The organism is Oliverpabstia sp. (assembly GCF_022785585.1).
GTDB lineage: Bacteria > Bacillota > Clostridia > Lachnospirales > Lachnospiraceae > Oliverpabstia > Oliverpabstia intestinalis.
This window is the reverse complement of record NZ_JALFPR010000042.1, coordinates 1-21,001: the sequence shown is the minus strand read 5'-3', so window position 1 is coordinate 21,001 and position 21,001 is coordinate 1. Positions and strand designations below refer to the sequence as shown.

Below are 21,001 nucleotides of genomic sequence, written 5' to 3'. Positions count from 1 at the left end.
CAAGGTTCCGTGCAAGCACGGACTTTGACTCGTTGCTCGCGTAAATCACCTTCGGTGATGGCATTTTGGCTTGTATGTCTCGGGATTTTGACATATTCATGTCAAAACACCTCGCGGGACAGTGGCTACTGAATAGTTACGAAATAACAATATATGCAGGAGGAGAAACATGGATAACAAAGAATTCGCTTTACAGGAACACGAAAAATGGGCTGGAAAAATCGAAGTGATTAGTCGTGCAAAACTGGATACTCCGGAAGATCTGGCTGTCTGCTATACACCGGGTGTTGCGGAACCCTGCATCAAAATATCAGAGGATGTGGATCTTTCTTATAAATATACCCGTCGTCACAACATGGTAGCGGTCGTTACAGACGGAAGTGCCGTACTGGGACTGGGTGATATCGGACCGGAGGCAGGTATGCCGGTTATGGAAGGAAAATGCTGTCTGTTCAAGGCATTTGGCGATGTGGATGCATTTCCGTTGTGTGTGCGCACCAAAGATGTGGACGAGATCGTAAAGACTGTCAGCCTGCTGGCAGGAAGTTTCGGTGGAGTTAATCTGGAAGATATCTCCGCACCGCGTTGTTTTGAGATCGAACGCAAGTTAAAAGAGTGTTGTGATATTCCGATCTTTCATGATGACCAGCACGGAACCGCAGTGGTAACAATGGCAGCTATGCTCAATGCGCTGAAAGTAGTCGGAAAGAAGATTGATGAGATCAAAGTAGTAACTTCCGGAGCAGGTGCAGCCGGTATCGCGATCATCAAACTGCTGATCAGTATGGGCCTGAAAAATGTGATCATGTGTGACCGGAAGGGTGCGATCTACAAAGGCCGTGAAGGACTGAACAAAGAAAAAGAAGAGATGGCTGAGATCTCCAACAGGAACATGGAAAAAGGAAGTCTGGCAGATGTGATCAAGGGGGCAGACGTATTTATCGGTGTATCCGCACCGGGAACGGTGACACAGGAAATGGTTCGCACAATGGCTCCGAATCCGATTCTTTTCCCGATGGCAAACCCGACACCGGAGATTATGCCGGAAGAGGCAAAGGCTGCAGGTGCAGCTGTGATCGGAACCGGAAGAAGTGACTTCCCGAACCAGATCAATAATGTACTGGCATTCCCGGGTATCTTCCGTGGCGCACTGGATGTGAGAGCGAGCGATATCAACGATGAGATGAAGGTAGCCGCTGCATATGCGATCGCAAATATTATCACGGATGAGGAGAGAAATGCAGAGTATATCATTCCCAATCCATTTGACAAACGGGTGGCAAAGGCGGTTGCCGAGGCAGTTGCGAAGGCTGCAAGAGATACGGGAGTTGCAAGAATCTAAGAAATTCAGAAGCTGCTGTGGTGATGGAGTGGCTGTGTGTATAGTTGCTCAGGCGGGAAAGTGATAGAAAAACAGAAAATCAGATGCAGGCTACAGAAATACTGTAACGGCATCTGATTTTTTACTGCAATAGATAACAAAAATTGATCTGTGGATCGATTTTGACTATTTATTTCTGGTGCTTCTGACGATAGGCTCTTGGAGAGACACCTACCAGTTTTTTGAATGCCTGTGTAAAATAGTTCTGCGAAGAAAATCCGCTGGACTCGGCGATCTGTGTGATGGAGTAGTCGGTGTCACACAACAATCGTTTGCTGTGGGTGATCCGCAGTTGTAGCAGGTAGTTGATCGGTGAGACGGAGAAGGCAGCAGAAAACTGATGGGAGAGATAGAATTTATCCCAGTGGACGATGGCTGCGATCCGCTCGAGTGTTACCGGTTCGTGGAAGTGTTCTTCGATGTAGGCTTTGGCGCGCTGACATTCATAGGGGATATCGGTTGGCGGCGCAAAGGAGAATTCTTTTCCGGTGATCCGGTGGAGCTGCAGAAGCAGAATGGACAGATAATGCTGGCAGACTTCCTCATAGGAAGTCTGTTTTTTTTGTAGTTCTTCCAGGATCGTGTGCAGGAGTGAGAGGATCATTTCCCGGTGGGAGGAGAGCTGGAAGATCTGGAAGGGGGAGAAGGTTTCTCCTTCGTGGAAGCGAAACTGTAGGTTATCGATTCCCAGCACAATATAGTGCATTTTCTTTTCTGGTGAGGAGCGCTCGGTGTGGTGGACTTTGGGGTTGACGATGACGAGGTTGTTTTTTCGCAGAGGGATCTGGGTTTCATCGGTGCACAGCCATCCTTCGCCGTCGGTTACGTAGAAGAGTTCGGTACAGTCGTGGGAGTGGAGGACGCCGTTCCAGTCGGAGCCGAAGGAGGAGGAGGTTACGTAGCGGAGGTGTTGGTGGGGCGGCTGGTGTTCGGGGGATAAGTCTGTTAAGGAATAGGATAGGGTGGACATGTGAAAGCCTCCTTGTAGGTTAGTTGATAGACGGACGAAATTGAGCACCTGCTTCTGGGGACAGACAACCGCTGGTAACGCAAATATGAACTAGTCACCAACTCCGACTATGTTCACGAGGGTCGGCTGACCCTCGCGAAAGTCTGCGTTGCATTGCATCCGAAGGAAGCTGCCAGAGGCAGGTTCCGTAGGTAGGTGCCGGATTTCATCTTTGCTAAGGACACCAGCAAAAGGCTGTCTGTCTCCAGAAGCAGGTGCTCAATTTCTGACAGCGGTTATGCTGCAACATTACTGTCGGGTGGACAACACTGGTATGAAAATGAAGTATAATTTCATCTGGGGAAAACAGTGGATGAAATTTTTCCATTTATATATGTCAGTATAGCAAAGAATCGCGTATACCGCAAGATATCTAATGTTTGGAACAAAAGTAGCATAGAAAGAATGGTGGGGATTGGATATAATGAATTTAGTGCAGCGGACGGGAAACAGCCGCCTGTCTGATGCAGACTGGAATAGGACTGCCGGCAGTGAGAGACAGATAGGGGAAAAGGTCATTGTCGGCAGTTGTTTCTGGTGATTTATGATTTGGGATTGGATATAAGCGGAATTGGTAAGGTTCCGAGAGTGATAATAAAGAAAGGGAGAGGTGTGTGTTATGGGTAAAGAGTGTACAACGGGCAGAGTAACGATTCCGACTGATGTGGATGTCGTACCGGAGACACTGGAGCTGGTGAAACGGTGGGGGGCGGATGCGATCCGTGACTGTGACGGAACGGATTACCCGGAAGAACTGAAGAAGGTGGATGCGAAGGTATACGCAACATATTATACAACCAGAAAAGATAATGTATGGGCGAAAGCGAATCCGGATGAGATTCAGCAGATGTATATTATGACATCTTTCCATACGGCAACGAAGGGAGAACTGTCGATTCATCTGATGGAGCATCTGTATCCGGATATGCTGAAGGTGAATTCCCGTGATGATATTACAAGATGGTGGGAAGTTATTGACCGTACGACAGGAAAAGTGGTTCCGGTGACAGAGTGGAGTTACAGTGAGGAGACCGGTGATGTGACCATCAAACCGGCGAAGGCTTTTCATGATTATACGGTAAGTTTTCTGGCTTATATTATGTGGGATCCGGTTCATATGTATAATGCGGTGACTAATGACTGGCAGGGTGTGGAAAAACAGATCACATTTGATGTCCGTCAGCCGAAGACAAAAGAATACTCCAAGAAACGTCTGAGAAAATTCCTGGAGAGTCATCCGTATGTGGACGTGGTTCGTTTTACTACATTTTTCCATCAGTTTACACTGATCTTTGATGAGCTGGCGAGAGAAAAATATGTAGACTGGTATGGTTATTCTGCATCGGTAAGTCCGTATATTCTGGAACAGTTTGAACAGGAAGTAGGTTATAAGTTCCGTCCGGAATTTATCATTGACCAGGGTTACATGAATAACATGTACCGGATTCCGTCCAAGGAATTCATGGATTTTACCGCATTCCAGAGAAGAGAAGTTACGAAGCTTGCAAAAGAGTTTGTGGATATCGTGCATGAGTATGGAAAAGAAGCTATGATGTTCCTCGGCGATCACTGGATCGGCATGGAGCCGTTTATGGATGAGTTTAAGTCCGTAGGTCTGGATGCTGTGGTAGGTTCCGTGGGAAATGGAGCGACGCTTCGTCTGATCAGTGATATTCCTGGTGTCAAATATACCGAGGGACGTTTCCTTCCGTATTTCTTCCCGGATACCTTCCATGAGGGTGGAGATCCGGTAAAAGAAGCAAAAGTCAACTGGGTAACCGCGCGTCGTGCGATCTTAAGAAAACCGATCGACCGTATCGGTTATGGCGGATACCTGAAACTGGCGGTACAGTTCCCGGAATTTATCGATTATGTGGAAAGTGTCTGCAAGGAATTCCGTACCCTGTATGAAAATATCAAAGGAACCACACCGTACTGTGTAAAAACCGTAGCCGTATTAAACTGCTGGGGTAAGATGCGTGCGTGGGGTAATCATATGGTACATCATGCGATTTACCATAAACAGAACTATTCTTATGCGGGCATCATGGAAGCGTTGAGCGGTGCACCGTTTGATGTACGGTTTATCACTTTTGATGATATCCGCAAGAACCCGGATATGCTCAAAGATATCGACGTCATCCTGAATGTGGGCGACGGTGATACCGCATATACCGGTGGGGACAACTGGACGGATGAGACGATTGTTTCTGCGATCAATGAATTTGTATACAACGGCGGCGGATTTATCGGAATCGGTGAGCCGACCGGTCATCAGTGGGAAGGCAAATATATTCAGTTAAGAAGTGTTCTTGGAGTGGAACGCGAAAATGGATTTGACCTGAACAAAGACAAATACAACTGGGAAGAGCATACCCACTTTATCACTGAGGACTGCAAGGGAGATGTGGACTTCGGAGAAGGAAAGAAAAACATGTATGCTCTGCCGGATACTACGATCATCCGCCAGATCGATAAAGAAGTGCAGATGGCAGTCAACTCTTTTGGAGAAGGAAGAGGCGTCTATATCAGCGGTCTGCCATACAGCTTTGAAAACAGCCGTGTGCTGTACCGTGCGATCCTGTGGGCTGCACACGATGAAGAAAACCTGCATCGCTGGTTCAGCAGCAATTACAACGTAGAAGTACATGCCTATGTAAAGAATGGTAAATACTGTATCGTAAACAATACTTATGAACCGCAGGATACGGTTGTTTACAAAGGTGATGGAACAAGTTTTAATCTGCATATGGAAGCAAATGAGATTATCTGGAAGGAAATCTGAGAGTAAATAGAAACTAATGCAAACAGAAACTAAAATGTAAAATATTGACTTTCTGACAGAATACAGGTAAAATAAAGTATGTTTAGCGGCTTGCCGGGAGTCAAGCCGCTATTTTCGTTGCCAAGCATACGACAAAAGGTCCGGTGGACCTTTTTAGTGATATTGTATACGAAGGGAGCTGACAGTGACAGCTTCTGCGGAGGGGATGGTATGCAAAGGCGATTTTGTGGCAAGAATGATTACGTGATGAGATTGTAAGAAAACCACAATGAAGAAGCGTAAGAAACAGGAAACTGTCAACCAGTCTGAATATCTGCAACAATCATGTGCGTGCAGTTATAGATGTTCAGATCTCTCAGGGAAACCCCGGAAAAGTAATGGGAGGAACAAGATGAAGAAAATATGGATTACCGGTGCGGAGGGACATATCGGAACCGCACTGCTCGATCTGCTTGAAGGCGTGGAATACCAGTTGCTGCCGACGGATATCGAGGAAGTGGATATCACAAAGATTGATGAGGTTACACAGTTTGTACATGTCAACCGTCCGGATGTTGTGATCAACTGCGCAGGCCTGACCGATGTACAGGAATGTGAAAACAATGTAGATGAAGCGTATCGTGTCAATGCGATCGGTGTGAGAAATGTGGCACTGGCTGCCAATGAGGTCAATGCGAAAGTGATACAGATTTCTACTGATGATGTCTTTGATAAGGAATCGCGGGTTCCGTATAATGAATTTGACAATGTGCATCCGAGAACGATCTATGGAAAATCAAAAGAAGCGGGAGAAAAGATTTTAACCCAGCTGTTAAACCGGTTTGTGATCATCCGAAGCTCCTGGATCTATGGAATCGGAAGAGATTTTGTGGATGAAGTGCTTCGCAATGTGGGACAGGGAAAGACGATGGAAGTGCCGAACAACCAGTATGCGGCGCCGACCAGCGCGAAAGAACTGGCGAAGGTGATCCGTTATTTTATTGATAATGAAGAGTATGGTCTGTACCATGTGGTCTGCCAGGGAAGCTGCAGCAGATATGAATTTGCAAGAACGATTCTTGAGTATTCCGGAAAAGCCGGAGAACTGGATCTGTATCCGGTTGTGATCGAGGATTCTGCGCGCCCGACATACTCCGTTCTGGACAACATGATGCTTCGTCTGACCGGCATCGAAGAGCCGAAAGACTGGAAGGCAGCCCTGAAAGAATATCTGGATGAGACAGGAGGGCTGGAATAATGGCAAAAAATACTGCAGAAAAAACAAAGAAGAAAATTGGTCTGTCTACGCAGATCTTCATCGCACTGCTGATCGGAGCTCTGTTTGGAGTTGTGATCCATTACTGGATTCCTTCCAGTTATATCAAAGATACCGTCATCGTAGAAGGGGTTCTCTATGTGGTTGGACAGGGATTCATCCGTTTGATGCAGATGCTGGTTGTACCTCTGGTATTCTGCTCTCTGATCTGCGGAAGTATGGCCATCGGAGATACCAAGACTCTTGGAAAAGTTGGTGTAAAAACCATCGGATTCTATCTGGTAACCACAGCCCTGGCTGTATGCGTGGCCCTGGGAAGTGCTCTGCTGATCAATCCGGGCCGGGGTCTTGATATGGATGCTGTTCAGAAAGGAACCGTATCTTCCACTACAGAAGCCACCAGCCTGGTGGATACTCTGTTAAATATCATCCCGAAAAACCCGGTACAGTCCATGGCGAACGGCGATATGCTGCCGATCATCGTATTTGCCCTGTTTGTCGGTATCATGCTGGCAAAACTGGGAACCAGAGGTTCGGTTGTAGCAAACTTCTTCAGCCAGTTTAACGATGTGATGATGGAGATGACCATGGCGATCATGAAGGTCGCACCGATCGGCGTGTTCTGTCTGATCGCGCGTACCTTTGCAACGGTTGGTTTCTCCGCATTTGCTCCGATGTTAAAATATATGGGCAATGTAACTCTGGCTCTGGCGATCCAGTGTCTGGTGGTATATCAGATCCTTTTGTTTGTTTTCACCAGACTGAATCCATTCAAGTTTATCAAGAAATTTCTGCCGGTTATGGGATTTGCATTCTCCACAGCAACATCCAATGCGACGATCCCTATGTCCATCGACACACTGAGTAAGAAAATGGGTGTATCCAAGCAGATATCTTCTTTTACTATCCCTCTGGGTGCCACCATTAACATGGACGGAACATCCATCATGCAGGGCGTGGCAGTAGTATTTATCGCTCAGGCCTACGGCATTCCCCTTACTATGGGTAACCTTGCAACCGTAGTCGTAACTGCCACTCTGGCATCTATCGGTACAGCCGGTGTGCCAAGCGTTGGTCTGGTGACTCTGGCGATGGTACTGAATTCCGTAGGACTTCCGACCGAAGGTATCGCCCTGATCATGGGTATCGACCGTATCCTGGATATGATCCGTACCGCAGTCAACATCACCGGTGATGCTGTATGTACAACGATCGTATGCCATCAGGAAGGCAGCCTGAACAGAGAAGTATTTAACAGAGATTAAGAATAAAACAAAAAAGAAAGGCACGAAGCTGTCGGAATCAGAAAATCCGATGGTTTCGTGCTTTTTTTAGGTGAAAATTTATCAAGAATGAAAGGTGTCTGATGCCAGAGATTACGGAGCGGTGACCGGGAAGGATAGCGTTACCTCGAAGAGCGTATCTGTCTGGAAAACTACAAGCTTTCCACCCATCCGCTCCATATTCCGCGTACTGCTCTTGAGACCGATGCGGTTGCTTTCTACTGCGGAATGTTCCGGTTTCACAGTATTTTTTAAGGCAAGACACAGCGCAGCATCTTTGTTGATTTCCGGCGGAAGCTGCATGGAAAGCGTGACTGTTTCCTGTTTGCTGCCATATTTCAGAATATTGGAAAACAGATTATTCAGGATCCGCTTGCAAAGTTCCGTATCAACCCGGATCGTAAGTGCATCCGGCGAAGCAATGTCGGAAGTGCCAGCATCCGGAAAATGCAGCTCCGTGTGAAACCCGGCAAGTTCCAGAAAATCCATCTGTTCCCGAAAAAGTTCGAGAAGCCGGGAAAGCGAAAAAGAGATCATCCGGATCTGTTCCGGTTCGGACGCGTCGTACACCAGCGCATATTCAAACATCCGGTCGGTGAGCCTGCGGATATCATCGGTTTTTTGCAGGCAGCGGTCGACATAAGTACTCTGCATGGCGGGATTGCGGTTTAATTGCAGGATGTCCAGATACCCGTGGAGAACGGTCAGCGGTGTGCGCAGATCGTGGGAGAGGGCGGCGATCAGTTCCCGGTTGGACTGGTGTGCTTCCTGTTCCTGACGGATATTCTGATCGAGGGTGAGACGGAGATGGTCAAGTTCCCGGGAGAGAACACCGATCTCGTCGACACCGGAAGATACAAGCGGAGTGGAGAGATCACCGGCGGACATGCGAAGAATCTCCTGCTTTAAAAGCACAACCTGCTTCATTTTCCGGTTGATAAAAAACAGCAGGATCAGAAGGAACAGACCGACCGACACAAACAAAGAGAACAGGAAGTAAGGAAAGATAAATACGGAACTGTGATAAAAGTTGACAATCACGGTTGCGTAGCCATTTTTAAACTTTGTATTTCGTTCATATTGTTGCTCCATCACCCCGTCAGTCAGACGATATCCGATATCAAAGAAGGACTGAAACTGTTCTTTATCCATACAGCGTGGATATTGGCCGGCGCGGTAGATACCGTCTTCCATACCGTAGATAGCGAGACCGGTGTAATCATCCAGCTGATCAAACAATGGCTGTAGTTTTTTTACGGCTTCGGTATCTGCTTCGGAAGCGGGAATATCGTAGTTTAAAGCTTCTGTTCCGAGCATGGTCCAGAAATTTTCATCCAGTTGCGGAATGGGGAGGGATATGGGAAGATTTGTTTCTGTGACCAGGTGAAGGACGTACCATTTGTTTGCCCACAGGGTATGAAAAAGACCGAGGCAGAGCAGTGCGGAGGCAAAAAGGAGCAACAGCAGTTTGGTTCGGATATGTCGGATCTTAATCACAGTGATACCCCCTTCCCCATGTGGTTTTTATGTAAACCGGATTCGATGGATCCGGTTCGATCTTCTGACGCAGATTCCGGATATGGACGGTAATCGTGTTGCCGGCGCCGTAATAGTAAGGTTCCTCCCAGATTGCTTCATAGAGCCGCTGTGGAGAGAAAATCTGTCTGCGGTTGGAAAGCAGTAGCTTCAGGATCTGGTACTCGGTGGAGGTGAGAGTTACCGGCTGACCCTTCAGAGTTACTTTTTCCGACCGGGGATCCAGGCACAGATCGCCGCAGGTCAACAGATTGGATGCTGACTGTCTGGCAGTCGGGGATTTTCCCTGATAAATGCGGTAACGGCGAATCAGCGCTCTGGTGCGTCCGAGAAGTTCCGTATAGGAAAAGGGTTTTGCAAGGTAATCGTCCCCGCCACTGGAAAAGCCCATAAGTTTATCGCTGTCGGAAGTCCTGGCGCTTAAAAACAGGATCGGTACGTTGGTCAGCTGCCGGATCTTCTGGCAGGTTTCGTACCCGTTTAACCCCGGCATCATGATATCGAGAATAATCAGATCAAAACTGTCTTTTTCCAGAAAATGAAGGGCTGAACTGCCATCGGCAGCCTCTGTCACCCGGATACCTTCCCCTTCCAGTAAAACATGTATGATATCACGAATTTCCGGGTTGTCGTCTACGACAAGAACCTGTGTGGTTTGCTGCTCCATGTGTTTTCCTCCGCTTTTTCGTAAAACATCTGGTAACTATTCAGTAGCCACTATCCCGCGAGGTGTTTTGGCATAAATAGATAGTCCAGACTCTGCATTTGCAATTGCATGGTACCGGATGTTGCCCGGTAACTTTCTGCTCCTCATTATACAGGAATTTTACAGATTGTAAAAAAATCTTTAGAAATCTTAGGATTTATCTTTCGTTAATTTTAAGAAACAGGGGGTACAATGCTGAATTGAAGGAATAAAATGGATAAGTATACGTTCTGAAACGGAAAGAGGAGTGAGAGTATGAACCTGATATCAGTGATTGTTCCCTGTTGGAACGAAGAAGAGACCATACCAATCTATTATGAACATATGTGTCCGGTGATGGATGCGATAGATGCGGACTGTGAACTGATCTTTGTGGATGACGGATCACAGGATGCGACACTTTCGGAGATGAAGAAACTGTCAGAGAAGGATGCGCGCTGCCAGTACCTTTCTTTTTCGAGAAATTTCGGAAAAGAAGCGGCCATCTACGCGGGACTCTGTAAGGCAAAGGGAGATTATGTGGTGGTGATGGATGTGGATCTGCAGGATCCGCCGGAACTTTTGCCGAAGATGTATGAGATGGTCAAAAACGGAACCTGTGACAGCGTCGCTACCAGACGCTCCGACCGAACCGGGGAGCCGGTGATCCGCTCGTTTTTATCGGAAAACTTCTATAAATTTATCAACAAAATCTCAAAAACACAGCTGGTGTACGGAGCGAGAGACTATCGGATCATGTGCCGGAAAATGGTAGATGCCGTGTTGCAGATGAGTGAGTATAACCGGTTTTCGAAAGGAATCTTCAGCTGGGTTGGCTTCAAAACCGAATGGCTGGAATATGAAAATGTAGAGCGCAGCGCGGGAGAGACGAAATGGTCTCTGCGCCAGCTGTTTAAGTATTCTCTGGAAGGGATCACCGGTTTTTCTGTGGCTCCTTTATCGGTGGCGGCAGTGCTTGGTGTTGTATTCTGCGGGGTATCGTTTTTAATGATATTGTTTCTGGTGATCCGGACACTGATCTGGGGCGATCCGGTGGCGGGCTGGCCTTCGATGGTCTGCGTGATCCTGTTTATGGGAGGCATCCAGCTGCTCTGCATGGGGATCATGGGAGAGTATCTCTCGAAAACCTATCTGGAATCCAAACATCGTCCGATCTATATCGTAAGGAGTTCCAGTTATGAAAAAGAGTAATGCAAAAGAGAAAATTTGCGGACTGGTGTCTTACGCTGTACTGGCTGTTCTGACTGTGGCAGCGTGCTGGTTTTTTGCCGGAAGATACGGTGTCTTCGGGGCAAATATGGACTGGATCAGCCAGCACAGCGTGTTCCCGGAGTATTTCCGGCAGCAGTTTTATCAGACAGGACAATTTTTTCCGGAATACGCGGCGAACATCGGCGGCGGGCAGAATATTTACAATTTTTCCTATTATGGGCTGTATAATCCGATCGTGCTGATCGCTTATCTGCTTCCGTTTATGAAAATGAGCGATTATCTGATGGCTGCTTGTGTGATCTGTCTGGCGGTTTCGGTCTGCCTGCTGTACGGGTGGCTGAAAAAACGGGGATTTTCCACAGAGATTGCGCAGGGCGTGGCAGTCCTGTTTTTACTGGCGGGACCGATGATCTATCAGTCCTGTCATCAGATCATGTTTGTGCAGTATATGCCATTCTTACTGATGACGTTTCTGGGGGTGGATCGGTACTGGGAAAAAGGAAAACCAGGTCTGTATACCCTGGGTGTGTTTCTGATGATTCTGACCAGTTTTTATTTCAGCATCGCGGGAATGGCAGCGATATTTTTATATGGTTGGTACGGTTATCCCAAAGGGATCCGAAAGAGAAAACTGTTCGGATTCCCGGTTCCGATGATCGTGGCGGTACTTTCAGCCGGTGTACTGCTGATTCCTACGGCATATGCGATCCTGCAGCGAAGCGGAAGTTCCCAAAGTCAGAATCTGAAAGAACTGCTGATGCCGAATCTGCAGCTGGACAGTTCACTGTACGGCACTTACAGCGTGGGGCTGACGGTTATTCTGGTGGCGGTTTTGCTTGGCGGGATCGTGTGTGGATCGATCCGGGAGCGGGTGGTATCGGTGGTCTGCGTGGCACTTCTGACGGTTCCTGTATTTGCCTGGGGATTTAACGGGATGCTGTATGTGCGGTACAAATCACTGATCCCGTTTCTTCCATTTTTCTGTTATCTTACGGCAGTGTTTTTGAACCGTATGAAAAACGGGGAAATAGGCAGATGGAAAGGAACGTTCATATTTGGCGGTACGGTGGGTGTCAGTCTGCTGGCACTTTATCTGCAGGGGGACGGATCGAGGGCGCAGAATTATCAGCTGATCCTGTTCGAAAGCGCAGCACTGTTTTTCTTCTTTCTGATCTTTCAGAAGTGGAAACGCCCGTTCCTGCTTCTGGTTCCGGCGCTGGTATGCCTGGTGCTGATCAATCATGTGGTGAACGGAAAGGCAGGCAATCTGGTGCAGAAAGAAGATTATCAGGAGATCACAGACAGTGCCTGGCAGGATGCCGTGCGTGATGCGCTGGACGGAGAAACCGGCCTGTACCGGACGGAGCAAAGCGGAGTTGCAAAGAAGCGAAAAGACAACGTAAACCGGATCTGGGATATGCGCCAGTGGACGACTTCGGTATACTCTTCCGCCTATAACACAGCGTATCAGAAGTTTCGGAACAATGTCTTTCAGGTGGAACAGCCGTTTCGAAACGGACTGATGCAGTCCGCCTCGGCCAATCCGCTGTTTCAGAAGTTTATGGGAGTCAAATATGTGATCGGACGGAGTGAAGACGGGGAGAACTTCACGACGGAGGTACAGGAGGCGGCTGCGCCGGTGATCTACGGAACGAATCAGGTGATCGCGGAAAAAACGTATCAGGCCATGAAATTCCCGTATAATCAGACCATGCTGATGCAGTATGCGGTAACAGGAAATGAAAAGATCGCCGATACAGGGGTTGAAAAGACGAAGGGTATACAGGAAACAAACGTAACGTTTACGGCGAAGCAGGGAGTGACAAAGGAAGACGATTCCTGGAAAATCAAGACAAAAAAAGAGCAGAAAGCCACATTTTCTCTTGACGAAGATACATCGGGAAAAGAGAGAATCCTGTATCTGCAATTTGATGTGGAAAATGGACATCCGAACCGGGATGTGAGCATCGTGATCAACGGGATCAGAAATAAGCTGACGGCAAAAAGTCATCTGTATTATAATGACAACACGACATTTACTTATGTGATGAAACTTTCCGCAGATCAGGAAAAGATAAAAGTGACGTTCGGTGCGGGAACTTATCGGATCTGTAACCTGAAAAGCTATGTCAGTGATACGACGGTACTGGAAGATGCTTCTCTATACCGGTCCACATTCACACCGGATCGGAACGCAACAAAGGGAAACCAGATCAGTGGCAGTATCGAGATGGAGCAGGACGGCTATCTGGTCACAGCGATCCCGTACGACAGTCATCTGGAGATCAAAGTGGACGGGAGAGAGGTCGTGACGGAGAAAGTCAATACGGCGTTTCTGGGCTGCCGGATGGTAAGCGGGGGACACTGGGTGACGATCACCTACCACGCCCCGGGACTTTCCACGGGAAAATGGATCAGCCTGCTGGGGGTCTTTTTGTGGGGAGTGATGTGTTTTCTGACGGGGAAATGCAAAAAAAGCAGAGAAAGAGACAGATGAAGAAGTCGCAGAATATGCCTCTGGTGTGAATAAAGTTCTGTAAAATGTGGAAAAAATCAGGTATAAATGTTGGTAAATGTGGACAATGTGTGTGTATGACAGGTTGTAGAAAAGACCGGAACATGATAAGATATCAGGGTCAAAAGGTCTGAAATCTGACGCAAGCTTGCTTGCAGGAAGATTTCTGAACTTGGGGCCCGCCAAAAACATGAGTAAGTAGCCATTTTTCGAAGAAAAATGAGCGGATTGCGAATGTTTTTGAGGATTGTGAGAGTACGAAGTACGGAACAATCCGATATCTTAACATCATTATAATTATGTGGCAACAAACAGAGAAAAGAGGAATTATCATTATGAAATACAATTCGGTCCTGGACTTACACACTCATACAATCGTCAGCGGACACGCGTACTCCACGTTAAGAGAGATGGCAAAAGCAGCCTCCGATAAAGGGCTGGAGCTGTTGGGAATCACGGAACATGCACCGAAGATGCCGGGAACCTGTCATCTGTTTTATTTTGACAATCTGCGGATCGTACCGAGAGAACTGTATGGCGTCGAACTGGTGCTGGGGTCTGAGGTCAATATTCTGGATGCGAAAGGAACCGTAGATCTTCCGCAGAAGACTATGGAAAAGCTGGATATCATCATCGCCAGCCTGCATACCCCGTGCATGGAACCGGGAAGCTGTCAGGAGAACACGGAAGCGTATCTGAACGCCATGAAGAATCCATGCGTCAATATCATTGGTCATCCGGATGACGGAAGATATGAAGTGGACTACGAGGCATTGGTACAGGGAGCAAAAGAATACGGAAAGATCCTGGAACTGAATAACCATTCCATGGATCCCGGCTGCAGCCGTATCCATGCGGTAGAGAACGATACGATCATGTTAAACTACTGCAAAAAATATCAGGTACCGGTCGTGATGGACAGCGATGCCCACTTTGATACACTGATCGGGGAATTCGATATGGCAAGAGAACTGCTGACAAAACTGGACTTTCCGGAAGAACTGGTGCTGAACCGATCAGCAGAAGAAGTGAAAAAATATCTGAAGAAGTAAAATTTACAGACTTTACAAATACAAACGTATGTGCTACGATAAACTATAGTCATAAACAAAAACACCGTGACGAAGAGAGTACATGCACGACTGTCATTACAGAGAATTCCCGGAGGCTGAGAGGGAAGTGACAAGGTGAATGGAAGATGGCTTCTGAGAGGCGCACCGAGCCGGAAGGTTAGGCTGCGACAGGATCCGCCTGTTATAGCGGCAGAGTATAGCAGTACTTGGCAAGGTTTCTTTCGTGAGAAAGAGACGAAGAGAAGTGGTAACACGGTATCATATCCGTCTTCTTACAAACAGTAAGAAGGCGGTTTTTTTACGCGAGCAACGAGCCAAAGTCCGTGCTTGCACGAGACCTTGGCGACTGCCGCGGTAACTTGAGAAACTCGCGGAGCGTGTTTCTCATAGTATGCGTGAGCAAGGAGGAACCAAACATGGCAAAAGAAAAATTTTATATGACAACGGCGATTGCCTACACATCCGGCAAACCCCATATCGGTAATACCTACGAGATCGTACTGGCAGACAGTATCGCTCGCTTCAAAAGACAGCAGGGATACGATGTATTCTTCCAGACCGGTACGGATGAGCACGGTCAGAAGATCGAGCTGAAAGCCGAAGAAGCAGGCATCACACCGAAGGAATATGTAGACAACGTATCCACAGAGATCAAGAGAATCTGGGATCTGATGAATACATCTTATGACAAATTTATCCGTACCACAGATGCAGACCATGAAAAACAGGTGCAGAAGATTTTCAAAAAACTCTACGATCAGGGAGATATCTACAAAGGACATTACGAAGGAATGTACTGTACCCCGTGCGAATCCTTCTTCACGGAGTCTCAGCTGGTAGACGGAAAATGTCCGGACTGCGGACGTCCGTGTACACCGGCAAAAGAAGAAGCGTATTTCTTTAAAATGAGTAAATACGCTCCGCGCCTGATCAAATATATTAACGAACATCCGAAGTTCATTCAGCCGGTATCCAGAAAGAACGAGATGATGAACAACTTCCTGCTTCCGGGACTGCAGGATCTGTGTGTATCCCGTACTTCCTTCAGCTGGGGTATACCGGTAGACTTTGATCCGAAACATGTAACTTACGTATGGCTGGATGCGCTGACCAACTACATCACCGGTATCGGCTATGACTGCGACGGCAACAGCTCCGAACTGTTCAACAAAAACTGGCCGGCAGACCTGCATCTGATCGGTAAAGATATCATCCGTTTCCATACGATTTACTGGCCGATCTTCCTGATGGCTCTGGATCTGCCTCTGCCAAAACAGGTATTTGGTCATCCGTGGCTGTTACAGGGCGATGGCAAGATGAGTAAGTCCAAAGGAAATGTGATCTATGCCGATGATCTGGTAGACTTCTTCGGTGTAGATGCTGTCCGTTATTTCGTTCTGCATGAGATGCCGTTTGAAAACGACGGTGTGATCACCTGGGAGCTGATGGTAGAGAGACTGAACTCTGATCTGGCCAACACCCTGGGTAACCTGGTAAACCGTACCATCTCCATGTCCAACAAATATTTTGGTGGTGTGGTAACAAAAACAGGTGTGGAAGAAGACGTAGACGCTGATCTGAAAGCAGTCGTAACAGGAACCAAGGCAAAGGTAGCTGCCAAGATGGAAGACCTGCGTGTGGCGGATTCTATCACAGAGATCTTCAACCTGTTCAAACGCTGCAACAAATACATTGACGAGACCATGCCGTGGGCACTGGCAAAAGACGAAGAGAAGAAAGACCGTCTGGCAGAAGTTCTGTACAACCTGGTAGAAAGTATCACCATCGGTGCTTCTCTGCTGGAATCCTTCATGCCGGAAACCACAGAAAAGATCCTGGCTCAGTTAAACGGAGAAAAGAGATCTTACGAAGAACTGGATCAGTTCGGTCTGTATCCGTCAGGAAATAAAGTAACAGACAAACCGGAGATCCTGTTCCAGCGTCTGGATCTGAAAGAAATTCTGGAAAAAGTAGAAGCCATGAAAGCTGCACAGGCAAAACCGGAAGTACCGGAAGAGCCGGTGGTTGATATCGATGCAAAAGAAGAGATCACCTTCGATGATTTCGGGAAAATGCAGTTCCAGGTTGGTGAGATCATCGCCTGCGAAGAAGTGAAAAAATCAAGAAAACTGCTGTGCTCTCAGGTGAAGATCGGCAGTCAGGTAAAACAGATCGTATCCGGTATCAAAGGACACTATACCGCAGAAGAGATGGTAGGAAAGAAAGTCATGGTTCTGGTGAACCTGAAACCTGCAAAACTGGCAGGCGTACTTTCTGAAGGTATGCTGTTATGTGCAGAAGATGCGGACGGAAACCTCTCTTTGATGGTTCCGGAAAAGAAGATGCCTGCAGGCGCAGAGATCTGCTAGAAAGTGTGAATCGACATGATATTTGAAAGTCATGCACATTATGATGATGAGGCTTTTGACGAAGACAGAAAAGAACTGCTGGATGCCCTGCCTGCGCAGGGCATCGGCAGAGTGATCAATGTATGCGCGGAAGTAGAAGGCTGGAACCGTACTCTGGATCTGATGGAACGATACCCATATATCTATGGTGCGGTGGGTGTCCATCCGGATGATGTGGGAGCACTGGACGAAGAGAAGATTCGACGGATGCATCAGATCTGCCAGATGGAAAAGACGGTGGCTGTAGGCGAGATCGGTCTGGACTATTACTGGGATAAAGAAAACCACGAAAAACAGATCTGCTGGTTCGAGCGGCAGCTGGAGGTAGCACGGGAAGAGAAACTCCCGTTTATCATCCACAGCCGTGATGCGGCAAAAGATACGCTGGATACCATGAAACGGCTTCATGCCGGGGATATCGGCGGTGTGGTGCACTGCTTTTCATACGGAAAAGAGATGGCACGGGAATACCTGGATATGGGGCTTTCCCTCGGCATCGGTGGTGTACTGACCTTTAAGAATGCAAGGAAGCTGGTGGAAGTGGTTGAATATGCTCCACTGGAATCTCTGCTCTTAGAGACGGACAGCCCGTACCTTGCACCGGTTCCGAACCGCGGGAAGCGAAATTCTTCGCTGAATATTCCGTATGTAGTGGAAAAAATTGCCGAGATCAAGGGAGTATCCCGGGAAGAGGTAGAAGAGATCACCTGGAAGAACAGTTTCCGGGTCTTTTCAAAAGTGAAATAAAGAGAAAATCGAAATTGATCCACCGGATCAATTATTGATATGCAATGCAGCAAAAACGGATAGCGAATGGTTAAAATTATTTCGGTATCCGTTTTTGTTGTTTTATATGGCAGCTGCAGATTCGGTTACTGATCGGAATTACCATCGGCTGTCAGTGCTTTTTTCTTCCAGTTTCCTTTTTTGTAGAAGAGGAATGTCAGCAGCGCACCCATACACCAGCATACCAGCAGAGAGATCCAGAGCACCTGATATCTTCCGTTTGGAAGTTCCGGGGTTCTGGTGAGGAAAGCAAGACCGTAAGCCAGAGGCACACGGATCACAACGGTGGTGATCATGGAGATCCACATGGGGGTCATGGTATCACCTGCTCCACGCATGACGCCGGAGAGGGACTGGGTGATGGCCATGGCAAGGTAGCCAACGGCGAGTATCTTCATCATGTTGGCACTGAGAGTTACCAGTTCCGAAGTATCGGTAAAGATTGCCATCAGGTTTTTGCCGAAGACCAGGATCAGAAGAGTGATCACCGCGGAGGTTCCCAGTGCAATGGCGGTTCCCTGACGGGCTCCCTGCTCCACACGGTCCATGCGATGTGCGCCCACATTCTGTCCGGCGTAGGTCGTCATGGCAGTTCCGAAAGAGAAGTTCGGCATCATCGCAAAACCATCCACACGCATGATGATGACATTGGCTGCGATGACCATCTCGCCGAAACTGTTCGTCAGAGACTGTACGATAACCATGGCCATGGAAAAGATGGCCTGGGTGATGCCGGAGGGGAGTCCCAGCCGGATGATCTCCAATGTATATTTCTTTTTCATCTTCAGATGGCGGAATTTGAAATCAAAGATATCTGTCATCCGCAGCAGTTTCCAGAAACAGAGGATAGCGGATACTGCCTGTGCGATGACGGTTGCATAGGCGACACCGGCGACACCCATCTGAAAGCGGGAAACGAAGACGATATCCAGAATGATATTCAGGACAGTTGCCACCAGAAGGTAGATCAGTGCCGAGATAGAATCGCCGAGTCCACGCAGGATACCACATAAAATATTATAATATGCACATCCTATACATCCCACCATCAGAATGACCAGATACGAGGTGCACCAGTCAATGATCGAGTCGGGCGTGTTCAGAAGTTCCAGAAGCGGCCGCGAGAGAACGGCTCCCAGAAACATAATGATCAGGGAAGAAATTGCGGTCAGTGTGACGCAGTTACCGATCGTCATGGACAGCTCTTCCCGTTGTCTTGCACCAAAATACTGAGATACCATAACGCCGGCACCTACGGAGATTCCTACAAAAAGTACCAGAAGCAGGTTCAGAATCGGGCTGGCGCTTCCTACTGCCGCCAGGGCGTTGTCGCCCACGTATTTTCCGATGACAATACTGTCTACGGTGTTGTAAAGCTGCTGAGCGATATTGCCGATCAGCATGGGGATCGTAAAAATTACAATCTTCTCCCAGGGTTTTCCTACCGTCATATCGGACGGCGCGAAAAGTTCTTTGATGGTCATAAGTGCTATACTCCTTTTTGATGTAAAATTTTGGCAGATACCGGTATTGGGTAAAACTGGCTCTCTTCATACTCATAGTATAACTCGTTATAAGGTGGAAGACCAAACGTTTTTTGGTATATATTCAAAAAAATGAATATTGACAAGGAGACAGGGATTATTGTACAATCAAACCTAATTAAAAGGAGTAACCTATGTTTGGAAATCTGCGTTTGTAGTGTCGTCAGTACGGTGGAGCCATCCGGTACTTCAGGAAAATGGTGAGACTTTTATTGCAGTATTTGATATGCAATAAGAGTTTTTTTATGTGATTTTTTGTAACTATCCGGAAAAATTCCGGGAGTACATATAAGACAAAAGAGGAGAAAGATAATGGATTTGGGTGATTTATCTATAAAAAAAATACGGGAACTTATTGTGTTTACAGCACTTCTTGTTGTTGCCCTGTGGAAGTTTGATGTAGTACTTGATGTGCTGAAAACAATAGGGCAGATTATATTTCCGTTTATACTTGGTGGAGCGATTGTATTTGTGATCAACGTGCCAATGAGTTTTTTGGAAAAGAAAATTTTTGAAAATATAAAAAAAGAAAATAAGGCAGCGAGAAAACTGGCAAGACCGGTCAGCCTGCTTCTCACGATCGTATTGGTGGTTGGCGTGATCGCACTGGTGATGATTGGCGTGATTCCTCAGCTTACGAAGACAATGGGAAGTTTGATGATAAATATCACAGATTTTATTCCGCAGATTAAAATCTGGATCCGCGATTTTTTTCATGATAACCGGGAAATTATGAAGCTGGTAGATCAGGTGCAGTTTAAACCGGATCAGGCAATCAGGTGGGGAATAAGTCTGCTTGGAAATGGTGCGGGAAACATGATGAATACAACAGTGTCAGCGGTGGGATCCGTAGTCAGCGGACTGGCAACCTTTTTCATTGCTTTTTCCTTTGCCTGCTATGTCCTTTTTCAGAAAGAAAAGCTGCATGTACAGATCAGAAAAGTACTTTTTGCTTTTCTTCCAAAACAAAAAGCAGATGCATTTCTTAAAGTCTGTTCTCTGACGTATCGGACATTCGCAAACTTTCTTACAGGCCAGTGTCTGGAAGCTGTGATTCTCGGCTGTATGTTTGTTGTTACGCTGAGCATTTTGAGAATGCCGTATGCACTTTTGATCGGAGTTCTGATTGCATTTACAGCATTGATTCCTATTTTTGGTGCTTTTATCGGGTGTGCCGTAGGAAGTTTTTTAATCTTTATGGTAAGCCCGAAGCAGGCAATTATATTCATAATAGTATTTCTGGTGCTGCAGCAGATTGAGGGAAATCTGATTTATCCTCATGTTGTCGGCGAATCTGTAGGGCTTCCGTCAATCTGGGTGCTGGCAGCAGTTACGATCGGTGGAAATCTTATGGGGATTGTAGGTATGCTTGTTTTTATTCCGTTGCTGTCAGTGGTCTATACTATTTTTCGGAAAGTTGTGTATCAGCGCCTGAAAAAACGACATATTAAACAGGTGACAGCGACAGATATAGAGGAATATACAGAAAAAGAAACTGCCAGTACAGA

The 21,001-nt window shown here is 47.1% G+C and carries 15 protein-coding genes; 11 read left to right on the top strand and 4 right to left on the bottom strand.

What is annotated here, in order from left to right; genetic code table 11:
* Positions 1-169 precede the first annotated feature (169 nt).
* On the top strand, positions 170-1,342 hold the full coding sequence (locus tag MSA64_RS02395; RefSeq protein ID WP_106493447.1) for an NAD(P)-dependent malic enzyme: 1,173 nt from the start codon (positions 170-172) through the stop codon (positions 1,340-1,342).
* A gap of 169 nt (positions 1,343-1,511) precedes the next feature.
* On the opposite strand, the gene MSA64_RS02390 is transcribed toward MSA64_RS02395, so the two are convergent.
* Positions 1,512-2,186, bottom strand: coding sequence for a helix-turn-helix domain-containing protein (locus MSA64_RS02390; protein ID WP_227338809.1), 675 nt, complete (start codon positions 2,184-2,186; stop codon positions 1,512-1,514).
* Here MSA64_RS02390 and MSA64_RS02385 point away from each other — a divergent pair.
* The 4 genes from MSA64_RS02385 to MSA64_RS02370 all read left to right on the top strand — a co-directional run bounded on the left by MSA64_RS02385 (position 2,115) and on the right by MSA64_RS02370 (position 7,695).
* Complete coding sequence (locus MSA64_RS02385) at positions 2,115-2,321, top strand: hypothetical protein (protein WP_287890380.1); 207 nt, start codon at positions 2,115-2,117, stop codon at positions 2,319-2,321. The two genes, MSA64_RS02390 and MSA64_RS02385, sit on opposite strands and share 72 nt — an antisense overlap.
* Before the next feature lie 688 nt (positions 2,322-3,009).
* Complete coding sequence (gene gnpA / locus MSA64_RS02380) at positions 3,010-5,175, top strand: 1,3-beta-galactosyl-N-acetylhexosamine phosphorylase (RefSeq protein ID WP_287890377.1); 2,166 nt, start codon at positions 3,010-3,012, stop codon at positions 5,173-5,175.
* Between the two features lie 391 nt (positions 5,176-5,566).
* Positions 5,567-6,412: a dTDP-4-dehydrorhamnose reductase gene (rfbD, locus tag MSA64_RS02375; protein WP_287890375.1), complete on the top strand. Its 846-nt coding sequence runs from the start codon at positions 5,567-5,569 to the stop codon at positions 6,410-6,412.
* Complete coding sequence (locus tag MSA64_RS02370; protein WP_227749761.1) at positions 6,412-7,695, top strand: dicarboxylate/amino acid:cation symporter; 1,284 nt, start codon at positions 6,412-6,414, stop codon at positions 7,693-7,695. The genes rfbD and MSA64_RS02370 overlap by 1 nt, the downstream gene beginning before the upstream one ends.
* 111 nt (positions 7,696-7,806) lie before the next feature.
* Here MSA64_RS02370 and MSA64_RS02365 read toward each other — a convergent pair whose 3' ends face one another.
* Entirely contained in the window at positions 7,807-9,210 is a 1,404-nt protein-coding gene (locus tag MSA64_RS02365; RefSeq protein WP_287890372.1) for a sensor histidine kinase, read from the bottom strand.
* Positions 9,203-9,916: a response regulator transcription factor gene (locus MSA64_RS02360; protein WP_287890370.1), complete on the bottom strand. Its 714-nt coding sequence runs from the start codon at positions 9,914-9,916 to the stop codon at positions 9,203-9,205. The genes MSA64_RS02365 and MSA64_RS02360 overlap by 8 nt, the downstream gene beginning before the upstream one ends.
* Before the next feature lie 294 nt (positions 9,917-10,210).
* On the opposite strand from MSA64_RS02360, the gene MSA64_RS02355 reads away from it, so the two are divergent.
* From MSA64_RS02355 to MSA64_RS02335, 5 genes are all read left to right on the top strand, one after another.
* The gene (locus tag MSA64_RS02355; protein ID WP_154431124.1) at positions 10,211-11,146 is read left to right on the top strand and encodes a glycosyltransferase family 2 protein; all 936 of its coding nucleotides are present in this window, start codon (positions 10,211-10,213) and stop codon (positions 11,144-11,146) included.
* Positions 11,133-13,664 (top strand): YfhO family protein, encoded by a 2,532-nt coding sequence (locus MSA64_RS02350; protein ID WP_287890368.1) that lies wholly within the window; start codon positions 11,133-11,135, stop codon positions 13,662-13,664. Before MSA64_RS02355 ends, MSA64_RS02350 begins: the two co-directional genes overlap by 14 nt.
* Before the next feature lie 353 nt (positions 13,665-14,017).
* On the top strand, positions 14,018-14,734 hold the full coding sequence (locus MSA64_RS02345; protein WP_287890367.1) for a phosphatase: 717 nt from the start codon (positions 14,018-14,020) through the stop codon (positions 14,732-14,734).
* A gap of 437 nt (positions 14,735-15,171) precedes the next feature.
* Positions 15,172-17,124 (top strand): methionine--tRNA ligase, encoded by a 1,953-nt coding sequence (metG, locus tag MSA64_RS02340; RefSeq protein ID WP_277663828.1) that lies wholly within the window; start codon positions 15,172-15,174, stop codon positions 17,122-17,124.
* Between the two features lie 15 nt (positions 17,125-17,139).
* On the top strand, positions 17,140-17,910 hold the full coding sequence (locus MSA64_RS02335; protein WP_277663827.1) for a TatD family hydrolase: 771 nt from the start codon (positions 17,140-17,142) through the stop codon (positions 17,908-17,910).
* A gap of 125 nt (positions 17,911-18,035) precedes the next feature.
* On the opposite strand, the gene MSA64_RS02330 is transcribed toward MSA64_RS02335, so the two are convergent.
* Positions 18,036-19,433 (bottom strand): MATE family efflux transporter, encoded by a 1,398-nt coding sequence (locus MSA64_RS02330; RefSeq protein WP_277663826.1) that lies wholly within the window; start codon positions 19,431-19,433, stop codon positions 18,036-18,038.
* A gap of 372 nt (positions 19,434-19,805) precedes the next feature.
* Here MSA64_RS02330 and MSA64_RS02325 point away from each other — a divergent pair.
* Positions 19,806-21,001: AI-2E family transporter (locus MSA64_RS02325; RefSeq protein ID WP_287890366.1), on the top strand; the 1,196-nt coding region annotated here is incomplete at its 3' end.